Origin of the sequence: Micromonospora sp. LHW51205, assembly GCF_003315815.1 — a bacterium.
Taxonomy (GTDB): Bacteria; Actinomycetota; Actinomycetes; order Mycobacteriales; family Micromonosporaceae; genus Micromonospora; species Micromonospora chalcea.
The window spans coordinates 183,203-198,778 of record NZ_QMEZ01000010.1 but is presented as its reverse complement, the minus strand read 5'-3'; the positions used below and the strand labels follow the sequence as shown (position 1 = coordinate 198,778).

The 15,576-nt window shown below is 71.4% G+C and carries 17 protein-coding genes, 1 tRNA gene and 1 pseudogene; 9 read left to right on the top strand and 10 right to left on the bottom strand.

Going from position 1 to position 15,576, the window contains the following annotated elements; translation table 11 throughout:
* Positions 1-178: 178 nt before the first annotated feature.
* Both DQE82_RS28015 and DQE82_RS28010 read right to left on the bottom strand, forming a co-directional pair.
* A complete protein-coding gene (locus tag DQE82_RS28015) occupies positions 179-1,729 on the bottom strand; it encodes a recombinase family protein (protein ID WP_113974664.1) in 1,551 nt (516 codons plus the stop codon).
* A gap of 19 nt (positions 1,730-1,748) precedes the next feature.
* Positions 1,749-1,916, bottom strand: a pseudogene (locus DQE82_RS28010) (single-stranded DNA-binding protein); the annotation flags it as partial.
* Between the two features lie 286 nt (positions 1,917-2,202).
* Here DQE82_RS28010 and DQE82_RS28005 point away from each other — a divergent pair.
* Positions 2,203-2,613 carry an HPF/RaiA family ribosome-associated protein gene (locus DQE82_RS28005; RefSeq protein ID WP_043328869.1) on the top strand — a complete coding sequence of 137 codons (411 nt, stop codon included), beginning with the start codon at positions 2,203-2,205 and terminating at the stop codon, positions 2,611-2,613.
* A 163-nt stretch (positions 2,614-2,776) separates the two neighbouring features.
* Positions 2,777-3,793, top strand: coding sequence for an alpha/beta hydrolase (locus tag DQE82_RS28000; RefSeq protein WP_043328867.1), 1,017 nt, complete (start codon positions 2,777-2,779; stop codon positions 3,791-3,793).
* A 21-nt stretch (positions 3,794-3,814) separates the two neighbouring features.
* On the opposite strand, the gene DQE82_RS27995 is transcribed toward DQE82_RS28000, so the two are convergent.
* On the bottom strand, positions 3,815-4,549 hold the full coding sequence (locus DQE82_RS27995) for a hypothetical protein (RefSeq protein ID WP_113974663.1): 735 nt from the start codon (positions 4,547-4,549) through the stop codon (positions 3,815-3,817).
* A gap of 170 nt (positions 4,550-4,719) precedes the next feature.
* Here DQE82_RS27995 and DQE82_RS27990 point away from each other — a divergent pair.
* A tRNA-Arg gene (locus tag DQE82_RS27990) sits at positions 4,720-4,795 on the top strand.
* Positions 4,796-4,824: 29 nt separating this feature from the next.
* Here the strand turns inward: DQE82_RS27990 and DQE82_RS27985 are convergent.
* From DQE82_RS27985 to DQE82_RS27965, 5 genes are all read right to left on the bottom strand, one after another.
* Positions 4,825-5,220 carry a hypothetical protein gene (locus DQE82_RS27985; protein WP_043328857.1) on the bottom strand — a complete coding sequence of 132 codons (396 nt, stop codon included), beginning with the start codon at positions 5,218-5,220 and terminating at the stop codon, positions 4,825-4,827.
* Positions 5,221-5,251: 31 nt separating this feature from the next.
* Complete coding sequence (locus tag DQE82_RS27980; RefSeq protein ID WP_113974662.1) at positions 5,252-7,261, bottom strand: hypothetical protein; 2,010 nt, start codon at positions 7,259-7,261, stop codon at positions 5,252-5,254.
* Positions 7,262-7,396: 135 nt separating this feature from the next.
* Positions 7,397-7,723, bottom strand: a complete 327-nt coding sequence (locus DQE82_RS27975) for a hypothetical protein (protein ID WP_113974661.1) — start codon at positions 7,721-7,723, stop codon at positions 7,397-7,399.
* Positions 7,714-8,562: an alpha/beta fold hydrolase gene (locus DQE82_RS27970; protein ID WP_113974660.1), complete on the bottom strand. Its 849-nt coding sequence runs from the start codon at positions 8,560-8,562 to the stop codon at positions 7,714-7,716. Before DQE82_RS27970 ends, DQE82_RS27975 begins: the two co-directional genes overlap by 10 nt.
* A 131-nt stretch (positions 8,563-8,693) precedes the next feature.
* Entirely contained in the window at positions 8,694-9,419 is a 726-nt protein-coding gene (locus DQE82_RS27965; RefSeq protein ID WP_113974659.1) for an SDR family oxidoreductase, read from the bottom strand.
* Positions 9,420-9,494: 75 nt separating this feature from the next.
* Between DQE82_RS27965 and DQE82_RS27960 the strand changes: the two genes are divergently transcribed.
* Both DQE82_RS27960 and DQE82_RS27955 read left to right on the top strand, forming a co-directional pair.
* Positions 9,495-9,854 carry a MerR family transcriptional regulator gene (locus DQE82_RS27960; RefSeq protein WP_197494987.1) on the top strand — a complete coding sequence of 120 codons (360 nt, stop codon included), beginning with the start codon at positions 9,495-9,497 and terminating at the stop codon, positions 9,852-9,854.
* 157 nt (positions 9,855-10,011) lie between these two features.
* Positions 10,012-10,458: a hypothetical protein gene (locus DQE82_RS27955; RefSeq protein WP_043328852.1), complete on the top strand. Its 447-nt coding sequence runs from the start codon at positions 10,012-10,014 to the stop codon at positions 10,456-10,458.
* Here the strand turns inward: DQE82_RS27955 and DQE82_RS27950 are convergent.
* Together DQE82_RS27950 and DQE82_RS27945 are read right to left on the bottom strand one after the other, a co-directional pair.
* A complete protein-coding gene (locus tag DQE82_RS27950) occupies positions 10,455-10,865 on the bottom strand; it encodes a TIGR03618 family F420-dependent PPOX class oxidoreductase (protein ID WP_113974658.1) in 411 nt (136 codons plus the stop codon). The genes DQE82_RS27955 and DQE82_RS27950 overlap by 4 nt on opposite strands.
* A gap of 41 nt (positions 10,866-10,906) precedes the next feature.
* Positions 10,907-11,347 (bottom strand): hypothetical protein, encoded by a 441-nt coding sequence (locus DQE82_RS27945; protein ID WP_043328848.1) that lies wholly within the window; start codon positions 11,345-11,347, stop codon positions 10,907-10,909.
* 206 nt (positions 11,348-11,553) lie between these two features.
* Here DQE82_RS27945 and DQE82_RS27940 point away from each other — a divergent pair, with 206 nt between their 5' ends.
* The 4 genes from DQE82_RS27940 to DQE82_RS27925 all read left to right on the top strand — a co-directional run bounded on the left by DQE82_RS27940 (position 11,554) and on the right by DQE82_RS27925 (position 15,419).
* Entirely contained in the window at positions 11,554-12,729 is a 1,176-nt protein-coding gene (locus DQE82_RS27940) for an ATP-binding protein (RefSeq protein ID WP_113974657.1), read from the top strand.
* Positions 12,719-13,915, top strand: a complete 1,197-nt coding sequence (locus DQE82_RS27935) for a hypothetical protein (RefSeq protein ID WP_113974656.1) — start codon at positions 12,719-12,721, stop codon at positions 13,913-13,915. The genes DQE82_RS27940 and DQE82_RS27935 overlap by 11 nt, the downstream gene beginning before the upstream one ends.
* A complete protein-coding gene (locus DQE82_RS27930) occupies positions 13,885-14,601 on the top strand; it encodes a response regulator transcription factor (protein WP_043328844.1) in 717 nt (238 codons plus the stop codon). The genes DQE82_RS27935 and DQE82_RS27930 overlap by 31 nt, the downstream gene beginning before the upstream one ends.
* Before the next feature lie 74 nt (positions 14,602-14,675).
* Entirely contained in the window at positions 14,676-15,419 is a 744-nt protein-coding gene (locus tag DQE82_RS27925) for a hypothetical protein (protein ID WP_069087280.1), read from the top strand.
* Positions 15,420-15,576: the final 157 nt, after the last annotated feature.

The window sequence follows — 15,576 nt, the reverse complement described above, 5'->3', positions numbered from 1 at the left end:
ATCCGCTCTGCCCGGTGCAACCGACGGATCTCCGCCCAGTCCTCCACGCTCAGCACCTCCCGATGCTTCCGGAAGGGGTCAAAATTCAGCCGGAACCACGGGGTCAGTTTTCAGGCGGAGCCGACAGACGCCAGTTCACGGCGCGACTGTATAGAGGCTGCGCAATGGGTGCGGGCCGCTACATCGCCTCTTCGGCTGCGATCTCGGCAAGCCGCTGCGCCTCTGGATCATCGAAGACGCCAAGCTGAAGGTCGATGCGGGACTCGTCGAAGATTTTTCGCCCATGCACCGCCGCGCGATGGACAACAACACGAGCCCGGGCGGAAACAAGCAGCGTGCGCCGCCCGTCGACGTCTCGCGCCTGCCACGCCTCGGCGAACGTCTCGCCGGTCTCGACCTCGCGCATCTCCGTGACCGCCGTAGCGGGTAGCGCCTCCCTCGCCGCGTGCAGCTCGCCGAGCCGCGCCGCGAGCGCCGGAACGTCTGCGCCGCGCTCGGTCATCTGTCGCGCCGTGTCGGCGATGGCCGCCTCGATGTCGGCCCGCCGTCCGTCGTCGACCGCCACCGTCACGACGTCGACGACCGGCCAGTGCCCGACCATGCGCAGAAATTCGCGCTCGACGTACTGCTCGGTCATCTCGGCTGTGATCGCAACGCCCTTGCAGCCCTGCCCGTTGCGCCGGGCTGCGCAGGCGTACGTCGGCACGGTTGCCCCGCTCGCGTGCTTCCGCGACGAGGCGTAGAGCTTTCTGCCGCAGCCCGCGCACGTCGCGATACCGGAGAGCAGACGCGCCGCCCGCACCCGCCGCCCGCGTCCCTCGACGCCGTCGCCGTTGGCCGCGAGCGCTGCCCGCAACTGGTGCCACGTGTCGAGCGAGAGAATCGGCTCCCAGAGCTGCCGAGGCAGACCGTCGTCGCCGCGCATCACCTCGCCCCGGTAGACCGACCGGCCGACGGTCGCCGGGTTGACGAGCATCTGTGCAATGACCTGAGTTGACCACGGCGCGGGCTTCGTGCGTCGCGTGCGGCCCTGGGCGATCAGCATTGCCGAGCGGGTCGGCACGCCCCGCGCGTTGAAGTCGTGCGCGATCCGGTAGAGGCTCTCGCCCGCCAGCAGCCGCTCGGCCGCTTCCCGCACTGCTGCTGCCGCCTCAGGCTCGGGTGCGAGCACGTAGCCCGGACCGTCGGGGGCGGGCACGACCTTGTACCCGTAGGGGGCGGCACCGCCCGCCCATCGACCGAGTTTGCGTGTCGCTGCGATGCCTGCTGTGACCCGCTCGGCGATGGTCGCCGCTTCCATCTCGGCGAAGGCCGCGAGAATCGTTGCGACGAAACGACCCGACGGCGTGGTCATGTCGAGCGATTCCGCGACGGAGACGAGCGCCGCGCCGTGCTGCTCGGCCTCGGCGGCGAACGCTCGGAAGTCGACGACGTTTCTCGCGAGGCGATCGATCTTCGCGAAGATCACGACGTCGACCTCGCCCCACCGGTCGCGAATCTCGCCGAGGCCCGGTCGGTCGAGTCTGAGACCCTTGTCGGAGCCGCTCACGTCCAGGTCGCGCACGACGTACGGGTGAACGTCCCAGCCTTTCGCCGCGCAGTACGCGCGGCAGACTTCCTCTTGCCGCGCGGGCGAGGTCGAGGGGTCGAGGTCTCCCCGGTGCGAGGAAAGACGTACGTAGATGATCGCCCGAATGCGGCCGAGCGGGTCTTTGAGTGCCGTGCCCATAGTGGGAGATGGTAACCTCACGTACCCGCAGGCTGTTGCCGTCGACCCAGCGGCCGCTGTCGCGGTCGAGCCGGCGGGCGGTCGAGGCGACCTTGAAGTTGGCCACCAGCGTTCCGCTCTGGGTGGTCCGGCGCCACTCCGGCGCGGTCAGCACATTGCCGACGATCGTGACGTACGTATCGAACATCGCCCCTCCCAGGGATCGACTTGTCCCGGAAAGCGTCGGCCCGCCGCCTAGCCCGGGCCACCCGCCCGGCCCGTACCTGTGGATGACGGACCGCCCTGTGGACAACCCCCTGATCAAGGTCCCGATCTGCTAGGTCAACCGGCCCTACGCGCCTGACCTGCGGCGACGCATGATCGAGTGGAGCCGGCAAGCAGGCGTTCCGGAATCGCGCCGGTTGGGTAAGTACTTGATCAACCGAGAGAAAGGGAGCTCCGATGCTTCTCCGAGACGTCCGCGAGGCAGCGCGATGAGCGCCGTGGCGAACCCCGCGACCGTGGCCGAGTGCCTGCGGGTCGGCGCCGGGTTCTCCCAGGGCGACCGCAACTGGATCGCCGAGCAGTTCGCGACCCTGGACACCCGGCTCGCCGGCTTCCACGCCGACGCCACCGAGCTGGAGGTGTCCGTCAAGGATCGTGAGGCCCGGGGCCAGAAGGTGACCCTGGAGTGCTGGATCGCCGGCCGGCAGAAGATCGTCACCACCTCGACCGAGGAGGATCTGCACGCCGCGCTCAACGACGTCCGGGACGACCTGCGCCGCAAGCTCAACGACGCGAAGACCCGGCAGGAGCCGCGCAACAACAAGCACCTGCGCGCCGTCGACCAGCCCGAGGGCGTCCCGTTGCAGGACGCCGCACGCGAGGACGCCGAAACCGTCTGAATCCCGGCACGGCCCGCCCGCTCGGTGCCGGCGGGCGGGCCGTCCCCGCGCCGAGGCGTTGTTAAGAAGGGGCCCTTCCTCTACCGGATGCGTTAACAAGGGCCCCCTCCTTACAGCCCAGCACCCCTACCGCCGGGTAGCGCGGCGGCGTACCGTCGCGGTCGTGGAACCGGACGTGCTGGGCGCCCCCTACGAGCGGCGGACGATCGACCTGGGCACCGACGACGAGGGGCCGGTCGTCGCGACCCTGGTGCGGCGGCGGGCCGACCGCCCGACCGGTCGCGCCGTGCTCTACGTACACGGGTTCGTCGACTACTTCTTCCAGACCCACGTAGCCGACTTCTTCGCCGAGCGCGGCTGGGACTTCTACGCGCTCGACCTGCGCAAGTACGGCCGCAGCCTGCTGGCGCACCAGACTCCGAACTTCTGCCGCGACCTGAGCGACTACTTCCCCGAGCTGGACGCCGCCGCGGAGATCATCCGGGCCGAGGAGGGCCACGACACCCTGCTCGCGATGGGCCACTCGACCGGCGGCCTGATCATCTCGCTGTGGGCGCACGACCGCCGCGACGCCGGCCTGGTTGACGGCATCGTGCTCAACAGCCCCTTCTTCGACATCAACGCGCCCTGGATGGTCCGTCGACCCCTCGCGGCCGCCGTCTCCCGCCTGGGCCGCAGGGCGCCGCAGCGTGTCCTGCCGTTCGGCCTGGGCACGGTGTACGGCGAGAGCCTGCACGCCGACCACCGGGGCGAGTGGCGGTACGACCTGGCCTGGAAGCCGCTCGCCGGGTTCCCGGTGCGGGCCGGCTGGATCAACGCGATCCGCACCGGTCAGCGTCGCCTGCGGGCCGGGCTGGACATCCCGGTGCCGGTGCTGCTCGCCTGTTCCACGCGGAGTTTCCGGGGCACGAAGTGGCACGACAGCGCCACCGGCGCCGACGCGGTGCTCGACGTCGAGCACATGGTGCGCTGGGCGCCCCGCCTCGGCCGCCACGTCACGCTGGCCCGCTTCGACGGCGGGCTGCACGACCTCACGCTGTCCAGTCCCGGCGTACGCGAGAAGGTCTTCGCGGAGGTCGGACGGTGGGCGGAGGGGTTCCTCCGCGCCGGACCGACCGAGCCGGAGCCCACGACGCCGCCGTCACCTCGGCGGCCGGCCGACGCGACTGCCGAGGGCTGAGCCGGGACCCGCCTCGCCGCTTCAGTCGGTGACGACCGCCGCGAGCGCGGCGCGGATCCGGTCGAACGTCGCGACCGGGTGCCCGCCCGCGCGCCACGGCAGCACCACGCCCAGGCAGCGCAGCGCCGGTCCGCCGTCCGGTCCGGCCTCCACCGCGAACACCGGCGCGCCCACGTAGCCGGCGGGCAGTTCCGTGGTGACCCGCACCTCGCCGCCGTCCCGGGCGACCCGCTCGACCACCGCCTCCAACGGCCGCGACCCGTCCTCACCCGCGCCCAGGGCCAGCACGAACGCCGAGACGGGCGCCGCGCCGATCCGGGCGACCGAGTCGGCCGGCGCGGCCACCGCCTCGGTGACCTGCTGGGTACGCCAGCGCCAGCCCCGGTCGTCGGCCCAGCCGTGCAGGCCGCCGGTCGGCATCGCGGCGAGCCCCAGTTCCGGCAGGTGCAGCCAGTGGTCGGCGAAACCGGGCAGGTCGATCGGCTCGTCCGCGCCCTCGGCCGGGTCCGTGACGCTCGGCCGCAGCCCGATCTCGCCGTACGCCCGGTCGGTGAGCGCGTCGGCGGTGAGCAGCCACTCGTGCGCGACCTCCCCGTCGTCTGTGGCGCCGACCAGTTCGCTGTAGAAGAAGGCGGTGCCGAGGACGCCGGGCGGTGTGCCCGGGCCGTCCGAGCCGGTGACGGGCAGGATGGCCCGTCCGAGGAGCTGACACAGCTCGAAGACGATCTCGTTCTCGGTTTCCTGGTCGAGCAGCATCCGACGAGGGTACGGATCGCGTCCCGCCCGGCCCACGCGGGACCCGCCGGAACTGTGGTGCCGTTCCGGGCCCCGGCATGGGACGCTGAGGGGCGGAACGGACGCGCCGACCCGTACCCCCGGGCGGACGGGGAGCGGCGGTACCCTCTTGGCGCGACGACCGTCGGCGCGCGCCCGTAGCTCAGCGGATAGAGCAGGGGACTTCTAATCCCAAGGCCGCAGGTTCGAATCCTGCCGGGCGCACCATCCCCACCGCAGGCCAGATCGTCAGCGGGCTACAGGTTGTTGATCCGGGCCAGCAGCTCCGCCTCGGTCAGGTTCTCCAGGACCGCGTCCTGCTTACGGCCCAGGACCGCCAGCAGCTTCTCCTTCTCCAGCTTCTTGGCCGCCGCCGCCTTCGCCGCCTGGTCCTCGGCGAGGCGGACGGCGATGACGTGCTTGACGACCTCCAACTTGGTCTCCAGGGTCGCCTTGGCCGGATTGGCCTCGGTGGCCACGAACGACTCGGTGTCGACGGCCTTCAGTTCAGCGTTGACCGCCTTGGCCACGTCGTCGAGGCTGAAGCCGGACTTGGCGGTCAGCGGAAGCTCCCACAACTGCTCCGTGGTCAGCAGTCCCTTCGCCGACGGATAGCGGAACTTCTCCCGGGTGGCCTTCTCAAAAATGGTCACGGTGACCTCTCTCCGATTACTGGTTAGGGGATCAGAACTGGATGCTGACGAGGCGGCGCCGGCCGCCGGTCATGGTCACCTTGGCGATCACGGAGTTGCGGACCGTGGAGCTGAAGCCGAGGCCGGAAAGCTGATCCGGGGACGGTTCGCACTTGGTGCGGTCGCCGAGAACCTCGAACACCTTGCGGTGCGGTTGCAGGTCGCCGCGGAGGAACTCGTTGTAGATCCCGCGCGTCGGCTGGTCGTTCACGCACCCCTTCAGGATGAAGAAGTAGTGCCGGTTGCCGACCTCGTTGTCGTCGAAGTAGTTCGGCGAGTACATGACGGTGGACACCGGTACGAACTGTTCTGTGGTGATCCCCCACAACTCCTTGCCCGCACTGCCCCGCTGCACGTCCTTACCCGGCCGGAAGGCGGTGATCACGCCGCCGGCAACCGTCATCCGCCCCACCTCGACGGTCTCCTTGTGGCCGACCGCGCGCTCGTGGCGGTAATGCTCGATCTTCCCGTTGCTCTCGGTCTCGATCACGAAGCCGACCTGGGCGCTGTCCCGCTTGCGGTACTGGTTCACCTCGATCCGGTACTCACCGTCGGGGACGTGGTCGGTCCAGGTGACGTTCTCCACCGGCTCGCGGGAGAGCGGCCCGCTCGCGTTCATGTCGACGTCCAGCTTGTCGCGCTTCTCCTGGTACCAGATGTGGTCGCCGTTTGGTTCGAACACGTGCAGGTCGAGGTCGTCGTGGTTGAACCAGGACAGGCTCACCCGCAGCTTGCCGGTGACGTTGCCGCCGGCCCGCTTGACCTTCTCCCGGATCGAGTCGGCGACGTTGCCGCCGTACGACCAGGCGAAATCGTTGTCCCACCTGAACAACCGCGGAGCGGCCGGGTGCCGGCCGGTCGTGAGACTGACGAAGTGCGGCTCGTGCGTGTTGGCGACCCACAGGTCGATGGAGCTGGCGCCGGGCAGGATGTCCTTCAGGAAGGAGACCACGGGGATCTCCTCCGGCTTCGCGTCACGCAGGCGCGCACCTCTCGACGTCGTGGTGGCCGCCTGCATGAGCAGCCCTTCGATGCCGTCCTTCATCTGCGGCTGGGTGTCGTTGTCGACCCACAGCACGTTGTTGACCGACACGTCGGACAGCCGGGCGAACCGTCGCTGCAACGACTCCTCGATGCCCAACTCGTCGATGGTCTTCATGGCAGCCTTGACCATGGCCGGGGTGATCAGCGCCGTGGGGCGCTGGTAGTTCTGCGGCGCCACCTTCGTCTCGAACGACCGGACCGCCTGCTCCAGGTCGACGCCCGCGGAGAGAGCCTGGACGAGGGTGCCGATCACCGTGTTGCGCAAGCGTGCCGCCGGGTTCATGGCGTTGGCGAAGACGAAGGCCCGTCCGTCGGTCGCCTTCGTCCACCGGTTCTGCAGCGACCGGAACTCGGCCACCGTCCGACGATGCTCCGCGCCGCGGTAGAGGGCGTTGTCGTCGATGAGGTCGACGACGGTGTCCAGAGCGTGCGGGGTCAACTCGGCCAGGCCGCGCTGGAAGACCTGCACCGCGGCGTTGAAGTCGCTCTGTGCCGCGCCGACGTCGTCGGTGCGATGCCGCTTCTCCACCCGGCCGTGCAGGTGGTGCCACACCTCGACCTGGCCGTCGCGCAGCGATCGGGTGGTCTTCGTCCCGTACTGCGCCTGACTGGACCGGAAGACGGTGGACAACGGCAGCGAAAGCACGAACTCGTCCAGAGCGGCGGCGACCACGGAGAAGACCGGGTCGGAGGCCGAAAGCCCGGACCAGACGGTACGGACGCGCCCGGCGTTGATCTCGACGACGTTGCCGAAGTGCTTGATGAAACCGCGGCAGGTCGAGCAGTCGTACTCGGATCGCTCACGGAACCGGAGATTGGTGCCGGCGGGGAAGGATTCGAGAAAGGTGAGCCAGAGTGAGTCCCGGTCGAGGCCGTCGCCGACGAGGTACAACTCACCTTTGGACATGGTGGACAGACGTGAGGTCACATCCGTCACGAACTGCTGGAAATCGCCCACCGTTCATCCCCCTTGATCGCCGGAGATCCTACGGAGCGAAACGCCAATCGGAGAACCGCGTTTCCGGCCTTCCGCACGGTCACGAGACGAGTTCCAAGGACGTGTTTCAGCGCGGTGCGCTCCGCGTCGCCGGCCCTAGCCCTGCTCGTCAGCGCCGAGGTCCAGCAGGAACGGGGAGCCGGGACGCTCCGGCTGCCAGCCCCGCTCAAGCCCCTGCCGGATGGCACTCGCGACCAGCGAAGGGAGCACCGGAGAGGCCACGGCATTCATCCAGTTGTCCGGTCGCGGTGACGCGAGTCGGACGACGAGAGTGGCGCACCCGGCCAGATCCGCGCGCTCAACGGCGAAGCTCAACGGTGACCAGGTCAGACCCTGGCTGTACGTCGGCTTCCGGCGGACGAGCCAGCAGTAGCGGTTGCCGTCGACGACGATGGGCCGACTGCCCCGCTTGTTCAGTGCCACTGATCCTCCAGCCGGGCAACCAGCGCGGCGATCAGGTCGGGGTGCTCGTCGGTGACGAGATGGCCGGCGGCGGGAACGATGTCGGCGTCCGCATGGATCCGCTGTCGTGCTCCTGCGCGCAGTCGTTCCGGGGGCAGGAACACGTCGTGGTGTCCGCTCGCGACCACGACCGGCATCGTGTGAGCGGCCGCCGGTACGAGGTCGTCGGAACTCACCGGACGGGCGTGCCGGGCGACCAGCGTCATCCATTCCACCAGTTCGGCGCGGGGCTCCTGGCCGGGAGCAGACAGGATGCGTAGCAGTCGACGGCTCGAAGCAGCTCGTGGCCGCACCAGCCAGGCCAGGAACGCCAGCAGGACACGGGGTGTGATCCGGAGCCGGCACAACCCGCCTGGAGACACGGCGACCTTTCCCCGAATCCGCGGATGATCCGCGGCGAGCGCGACAGCGCCGCCGAACGAATGCCCGAGCACCACGACCGGCCCGGCGGTGGTCTTCTCGATGACCTCTCCCAGCCACGAGCCGTACCACGTGAGCCGGCCACCGGCGGTGCCCGCTTCGTCGGAGCTCAGCCCTGGCTGGCCTGGAAGGTCGGCGGCGACCACCCGATAGCGCTGGGCCAGGGCAGTGAGCAGCGGCAGGTAGGCGGTGCTGCTGAAGCGGTCACCGGCGACGAAGACGACTGTGACCGGGCCTGCGCCGACGGAGACGACGTGAGTGTCTTCGGCCTGGGCGCGAATCACGCGTCGATCGTGCGGGACCGGCCATGCAGTCAACTGTTCCTCGCACCACCGGCGGATCCTGTCGCGGCCCGCAGCGGTTCGATAGATCGAGGTCACCCGCTGCATCCTGCATCAGGGTGATCGGAAGCGCCACGACACCCTCCGGGTCACCGTCAACGCGCTGCAACCGGTCGGCGATGTGGCGCCTCAGCGAACGCGGCCACGACCGGCACGTACCGCCGGCCCGGTCAGGCCGCCAGCGCCGCCAGGGCGCGGTCCATCGCGGCGTTGAACTCCTCCGGCGTCAGCGTCAGCCGGGACTTGACGTCCCGGCTCCACTGGTCGGCCAGCACCTCGGCGGCGCCCGCCTCGACGCCGTCGAGCGCCGCGTCGGCCAGATCGGACGGCGCGATCTTGTCGACGGGCCAGCCCGCTGACATGTCGGTGTCGGCCAGGCCGAGGTGCACCGCCGTCACGAGCGTGCCCTGGTCTGCGAGTTCCAGTCGTACGCCGTTGGTCATGGCCCAGGCGGCGGCCTTGGTCAGGTGGTACGCGCCGGCGCCCCTGGTCCCGAACCACGACATGGCGGAGAGCACGTTCACGATCGCGCCTCCGCCGTTGCGGGCGAGGGCCGGCGCGAACGCGCGGATCATCGTCAGGTGGCCGAGCACGTTGGTCTCCACCTCGTGCCGTACCGCCTCCAGCGAACCGGTCACCAGGTCGGTTCCGGTCTGGATGCCGGCGTTGTTGACGAGCAGCGTGACGTCCGGGGCGGCAGCGGCGACGGCCCGTACGGATGCGGGGCTGGTGATGTCGAGCGGCAGCGCCTCGACGCCGGGCAGGTCGACGGTCTCCGGCCGGCGGGCGGTCGCGTAGACCTTGCGGGCGCCGCGTTCGAGCAGGCGCTGGGCGAAGGCGCGGCCCAGGCCGCGGTTGGCGCCGGTGACGAGGGCTACCGAGTCGTTGATGTCCATGCCCGGTACGCTAAAACCTGACGTTGACGTCAGAGGCAAGTGTTGATCGCCGAAACCGGGGTGAGAGGGGTCACCGTGACCGAGCCGCTGATCCGCATCGGCGAGGTGGCGCGCGGCGCCGGTGTCTCGGTACGGGCCGTGCGCTACTACGAGGAGCAGGGCCTTCTCGTCCCCAGGCGCAGCCCGTCCGGCCAGCGCCTCTACCGGCCGGACACGGTCACGCTGGTCCGGTTCATCCAGCAGATGTACGCGGCGGGCCTGACCAGCAGCCGGATCGCCGAACTCCTGCCCTGCTGGGACTCCGGGCACACCGACCCCGGGCAGCGGGCCATGCTGCGCGCCGAGCGCGAGCGCATCCAGGCCAGGGTCGACGATCTCCGGGCCGCCCTGGACCGCCTCGACGAGGTGATCGCGATCACCGATTCGCACCCGTAGGCGCGATCGCCCGCGCAGGCCCGACGACAGACGCAAGGCGGAGAGTGGCACAGGAATCCTGGTCGCGTCGACCCGCCGGTTTCGTCGGTGGTGCCGGGCATGATCGCGTGCGCCGCCGCACGACGGCGGTCGACGAGCGGGATCACCGGGAGGCAGCGTGGGCGCATCGGGATGGACCTACTTCGTGGCGTACCAGCCGGATGCCCAGGCCGCGCTTGACGAACTGCGCCGGCAGGTCTTCGAGACCGGCGACTACTGGTGGGCGGCGCCGGGCGAGTTCGGTGCGTCCGCCGCCGACTTTCCGGACCGTCCCCGCAGCGAGGAGGAGCTGTGGGCGGACGAGCGGGTACAGGAGTCCGGCACCCACTCCATCCTGGACATGTCGCGGGTGCTGACCGACGGCGAGGAGCCCGGCTTCGGGACGTTCCAGCGGGTGACCGAGGCCGAAGCGCTCGCCCGTGTGGGCGTCGCCAGGCCGACCCGCGCGCACGTCGAGGCGCTCGCGCCGCTGGCCGAGCAGCGCTGGTTCGGCCGGTACGCCGTGCTGCACGACGAGGCGGGCGTCCCGAGCGAGATCTACTTCTGGGGGTTCTCCGGGGACTAGCGTGCCCGGCCGGCGAGCAGCCACCGCCGGACGGGCACCTCCAGCAGCACCCGTTCACTGTCCGGTGTGACCGGCTGCCGGATGTCCCAGCCGCCGTACTTCTCGGCGAACGCCGCCACGATCGCGGGCGGGAAGTCGGCACGGTGCAGTCGGGCGACGCCCTCCGCGACGACCGGGTGGACGCCGTCCTCCAGGGCGAGCGAGACGCGGGGGTCGGCCGCCACGTTGCGGGCCTTGACGCTGCGGCCCTCGCAGCCGATCCACCAGACGCCGTCGGCGTACACGAACCACACCGGCGTCATGTGCGGTGAGCCGTCCCGGCGCAGCGTGCAGAGCCAGACGTTGCGTTCGCGGGCGAGCCGGTCCTCGACGGCCGGGGGAACCGGTGCGGTGGGAGATGGGGCCATGCGACAAGTGGATCAGGTGCGCGCGGAGGAGCGCCACCGGCTCACTCGCAGATCCGCCACTCCCCGTCCTCCTTGACCATCGGGAACGACTGCGTCACGTTGGTCCCGACCGCCGGGGTGAACCGGATGGTCGTCGACCCGCTCACCCGGCCGTTGTTGTTCGACACGTTGAGCCCGGTGATCTCGTAGCCGGTGAACTCCGGCTGGGAGGACTGCTGCCGGGTGAAGTCCGCCTCGCTGACCCGGTCGCGTACGCGGGTGCAGAGCTGCCGGTACGCGGCGGGGTAATCGCGGTCGACGATCGCCTCGGCGTAGGTCTGCGCTGTGGACCGGGCCGGACCGGTGGCTTCCTGCACGACCCGGAAGAGGAAGAAGCCGCCGAGCACACCGCCGGAGCAACAGATCGCCAGCACCACGCCGAGCACGATGAACAGGGTTCGCTTGGACTTCTTCGGCGGCACCATGGCCGGCTGGTATGCCATACCCCGCAGGGTAGGAGACGCCGGCAACCGCAAACCGGAGGCCGCGGCTCCGCTTCTCGGCGGGGCGCTGAGCCTCGGCTGCTTTACGCCGGAGCGAAACTCGTCAAGCACCAAGGGTGACCAGTACCCACAAACCGTGTTATTCTCCGGCGTCAATCTATGCCGCGCGGACCCGGCCGGGTCGCTGCCGGAAGGACATCCCCCCGATGCCGGTCGCTGCCGCCACGTCTCTGCCCGGGTCCACCCAGGCCCGGCCGGCGGCTGAGGCGTTCACGCTGATCTTCACGACGCTTCCCGCGCTGCTGCGACTCACCTGCGGTCTGGTCGGCGCGGTGGTCGCACTGTCGGTGCGGACACCGCCGGTGCGGGTGGCGCTGCTGATCCCCGCTGTCGTCGTCCTCACCGTCTGGTCGGTCTGGTACGCCTGGCGGGCGTTCCGGCACGGCATCGACGGCCCGCTGGTGGCCGGGGACGTCGCGCTCACCACCGCCGCCGCGCTCGCCGTCCCGTGGCTGGTCGCGCCGGAGGTGCTGCCGGGCGAGGCGAGCTGGATCGCGGTGCTGGCCAGCTCGACGGTGATCAACACGCAGGCCACCGCGCCGGCCCGCTGGTCGGTGCCGGCCGGGCTGCTGGTCACCGCCGCGTACGTCACCGGCACCACGCTGGCCGGCAACCCGGTCGAGGCGCGGGCGCACGCCGGGACGCTGCTGGTGCAGACCGGAAGCGCGGCGGTGATGACAGCGGTGATGCGCCGCCGGATCGCCCGCGCCGACGCCGCGTTCGCCGACTACCAGCGGCTGTCCCACGAGGCGGTGGTCGCGCGCGCCGCCCGCGAGGACGAACGGCGGCAGAACCGCGACCTGCACGACACCGTGCTGGGCACGCTCACCATGGTCGGCCTCGGCGCGGTACCCGACTCGGCGACGTTGCGCGAGCGGTGCGCGCACGATCTGCGTACCCTCACCGCCCTGGCGGGCGCGCGGTCCGCGACCGCGGCCGGCGAGGCCGACCTGGACGAACGGCTGCGCCAGGTGCTCGCCGGAACGCCCGGGCCGGCGGTGACCGCGACGCTCGCGCCCTGCCGGCTGCCGGCGGAGGTCGCCATGGCGCTAGCCGACAGCGCCGCCGCCGCGCTCGCGAACGTGGCGCGGCACGCACCCGGCGCGACCGCGTCGCTGCGCCTGGCCCGCGAGGGCGGCGCCGTCGTGGTCGAAGTGGTCGACGACGGTCCGGGCTTCGACCCCGCCACGGTCCCGGCCCACCGGTACGGGCTGCGCGAGTCGATCCACGGGCGGATGACCACTGTGGGTGGACGCGCGCTGGTGACCTCCGCCCCTGGCGCGGGCACCCGGATTCGGCTGGAGTGGTCCGATGCCGACTGAGTCGGGTGCGGCGGTGACCGCCGACTCCGTGCTGCGTCCACTTCCCCGGCCGCGGGTGGCGACGCGCCCCGGACCGGCCACCGCCCCGCCGGAGGCGCACGCGGTGGCCGACGCCTCCGACGGGGGCGCGCGGATCGCCGCCATCGTCATCGCGGCGGCCTGGCACCTGGCGATCGCGCTGCCGGCCGTGTTGCGGGCGGGACCGGGAATGGCCTTCCCCGCCGTGGTGGCGGTGGGCTGGCTGGTGACCGCGCTGATCGGGGTCTGGGCCGGCGTACTTCTGCTGCGCGGCGAACTGCCCCCGGCCCGGAGCCTGGCCGCGGCGCTGCTGGTGGTCGACGCGGCGGTCGTCGCGGGCGCCGGCGAGCGCTTCCTGTTCAGCACCGCCAACTGGGTGTGGGGCGGCCTGGCCTGGTTCTTCCTGCTGGCGCTCTGGCGGCGGCCGGTGCGCTGGCTGCTGGTCATGCTCGCCGCGCACGGCGCGATCGCGGTGACCGCGGTGGTGCTGTACGGCGCGACCGCGTCGGCCGATCTGAGCCGGGCCACGATGTACGTTTACGGCACCTCCACCCTGCCGGTGGCGGTCTTCGTCGGCGCGGCAGCGCTCACCGCGCAGGCCCGGGCCCGGGCCGCCACCGCGGCGGCGGCGCTGGCCGTGGCGGCGGAGCGGGAGGCGGCCGAGCGGGCCCGCACCGAGCGCCAGGAACGGCTCGCTCTGGTCAGCGGCACCGCCGAGGAGGTGCTGGCCGAACTGGCGGCGGGCGACGCCGACCCGGCCGACCCGGCGGTGCGGCGGCGGGCGGTGCTGGCCGCGGCCCGGCTGCGCCGGCTCATCGCCGAGTCGGACGACGTGCCCGACGCGCTGCTGCACGAGCTGCGCGCGGCGGCCGACCTGGCCGAACGCAACGGACTGCCGATCGACCTGGTGGCGGTCGGCACGCCACCGGAGCTGCCGGTGGAGATCCGGCGCGGGCTGGCCGACCCGCTCACGGCAGGGCTCGCCGCGGCCGAGGGCTGGGCGCGGCTGACAGTGGTCGCGGGACCGGACGAGGTGGTGGTCAGCCTGGTGACACCGGACCACGACGGCCCGGACGAGACGACGACCGGTGGGGGCGGACCGGTGGAACACCTGCACGAGCGGGACGGGGAGATCAGATGGACGCAGACCCGCTGGCGGCGGACGTGAACGCCGGGTGGCCGATCGGGGTGGCGATCGTGGACGACCATCCGGTGGTGATCGACGGGGTGCGGGCCTGGCTGGCCGGCGAGCCGCGGTTGCGGGTGGTGGCCACCGGCGACGACCCGGACGAGGTGCTACGGGCCGCGCCCGACGCCGAGGTGGTGCTGCTCGACCTGCGCCTGCACGGCCGGATGGTGCTGGACAAGCTGGCCGAGCTGAGCGCGGCCGGGCGCCGGGTGGTGGTCTACTCCGAGCACAGCGACCCGCCGACCATGCTGGCCGCGCTGGACGCGGGCGCGGTGGCGTTCCTGGCCAAGCACGAGGGACGCGAGCACTGTGTGGGCACCGTGCTGGCGGCGGCGCAGGACCGGCCGTACGTGCCGCCCGCGCTGGCCGGCGCGATGGTCGGCGACGCCCGGCCGGATCGTCCGGCCCTGTCGGACAAGGAGCGCGAGGCGCTGCTGTTGTGGTTCCAGTCGATGTCGAAGGCGTCGGTGGCGCGCCGGATGCAGATCAGCGAGCACACAGTGAAGCAGTACGTCGACCGAGCGCGGATCAAGTACACCCGAGCGGGGCGTCCGGCTGCCACGAAGGCGGCCCTGCTCGCCCGCGCGATCGAGGACGGACTCGTCCGACCGGAAGATATCGGCATCTACCGGTCGCAGGCGTCGGCCGACCGGCCGACCCCCTAACAGGTGTCATGACAATCACCCTACGAATCCGGCAGGCTCCCTGATACCGCCAACCGTCACCGGGAGGTCGTACCGTGCCGGAGGACGCCGCACCCTTCTTCGTCGGACCGCATCGGTTCGACGCCGACGCCGACCCCACCCGTCCCGTGCTGGACCGGCGTTACGCGCTGGTGCCCGAGCCGGGTGAGCGCATACTCGGGCATCAGTTGCTGCGGGTCGCCGGTCACCTGCTGGGCCCCACCGAGGACGTCCGCTGCTGGGCGCTGCCCGCGCCGGCGACGATCACCGTGACCGACCGCCGGCTGGCGTACGTCTGCAGCGGTTCCGAGTTGTCAGTGGTCCCCGGGCAGGACAGCCGGACGGGTGCCCGGCACCGGCGCCCGGTCCGGCTGTCCCGCCTGGTCAGCGGTCAGATCCGCTGGCAGTGGCCGTCCCGGCTGGAACTGGTCGATCACGGCGACGGCACAGCCGAGCTGCGCGTGGTCTGCGACGCGCTGCGCACCATCCGGCAGCCGGCGCTGGCACTGACCGGCCCGGTCGGGCCGGTCGCCGGGCTGGCCCGGCAGGTCCGCCGCGCGGTGGCCGGATACCGCCTGGCCAACCCCGATCTGGTCGACCTCTCACCGCCGGAGCGGGACGTGCTCGCCACCCGGGTCGCCGCCTCCCCCGGCCCGATGCTCGGCACGGTGACGCTGCCGGGCTCGCTGCCGGTGGAGTTCCTGTCCCGCGACGACTACTACCGTCCGCCGGTGGCCGAGGCGTCGCCGTGGGCGCTGTCCGACGTCCCGGCCCGCGACCAGCCCGGTTCCGCCTGCTGACCCTCCCCCGAGCGCGCATCCTCTGCGGCATGGAGGTGCATCCTTGCGCGGTGCGGCTGTCCTCAGTCGGCGGAACAGGTGAGCGTTCTCGGCGGCCCTTTCCTCGTATGTGCGTGGTGGGCGGCCGAAGATCTCGGCAACGGAGGGGCGTTGCGTG

What these genes read in the sequence shown, in the direction of transcription:
- DQE82_RS28015 (WP_113974664.1), bottom strand. Translation starts at nt 1,729, where the DNA reads ATGGGCACGGCACTCAAAGACCCGCTCGGCCGCATTCGGGCGATCATC.
- DQE82_RS27945 (WP_043328848.1), bottom strand. Translation starts at nt 11,347, where the DNA reads ATGGCATACCAGCCGGCCATGGTGCCGCCGAAGAAGTCCAAGCGAACC.
- DQE82_RS27935 (WP_113974656.1), top strand. Translation starts at nt 12,719, where the DNA reads ATGCCGACTGAGTCGGGTGCGGCGGTGACCGCCGACTCCGTGCTGCGT.
- DQE82_RS27950 (WP_113974658.1), bottom strand. Translation starts at nt 10,865, where the DNA reads ATGGCCCCATCTCCCACCGCACCGGTTCCCCCGGCCGTCGAGGACCGG.
- DQE82_RS27995 (WP_113974663.1), bottom strand. Translation starts at nt 4,549, where the DNA reads ATGCTGCTCGACCAGGAAACCGAGAACGAGATCGTCTTCGAGCTGTGT.
- DQE82_RS27940 (WP_113974657.1), top strand. Translation starts at nt 11,554, where the DNA reads ATGCCGGTCGCTGCCGCCACGTCTCTGCCCGGGTCCACCCAGGCCCGG.
- DQE82_RS27930 (WP_043328844.1), top strand. Translation starts at nt 13,885, where the DNA reads ATGGACGCAGACCCGCTGGCGGCGGACGTGAACGCCGGGTGGCCGATC.
- DQE82_RS27965 (WP_113974659.1), bottom strand. Translation starts at nt 9,419, where the DNA reads ATGGACATCAACGACTCGGTAGCCCTCGTCACCGGCGCCAACCGCGGC.
- DQE82_RS28005 (WP_043328869.1), top strand. Translation starts at nt 2,203, where the DNA reads ATGAGCGCCGTGGCGAACCCCGCGACCGTGGCCGAGTGCCTGCGGGTC.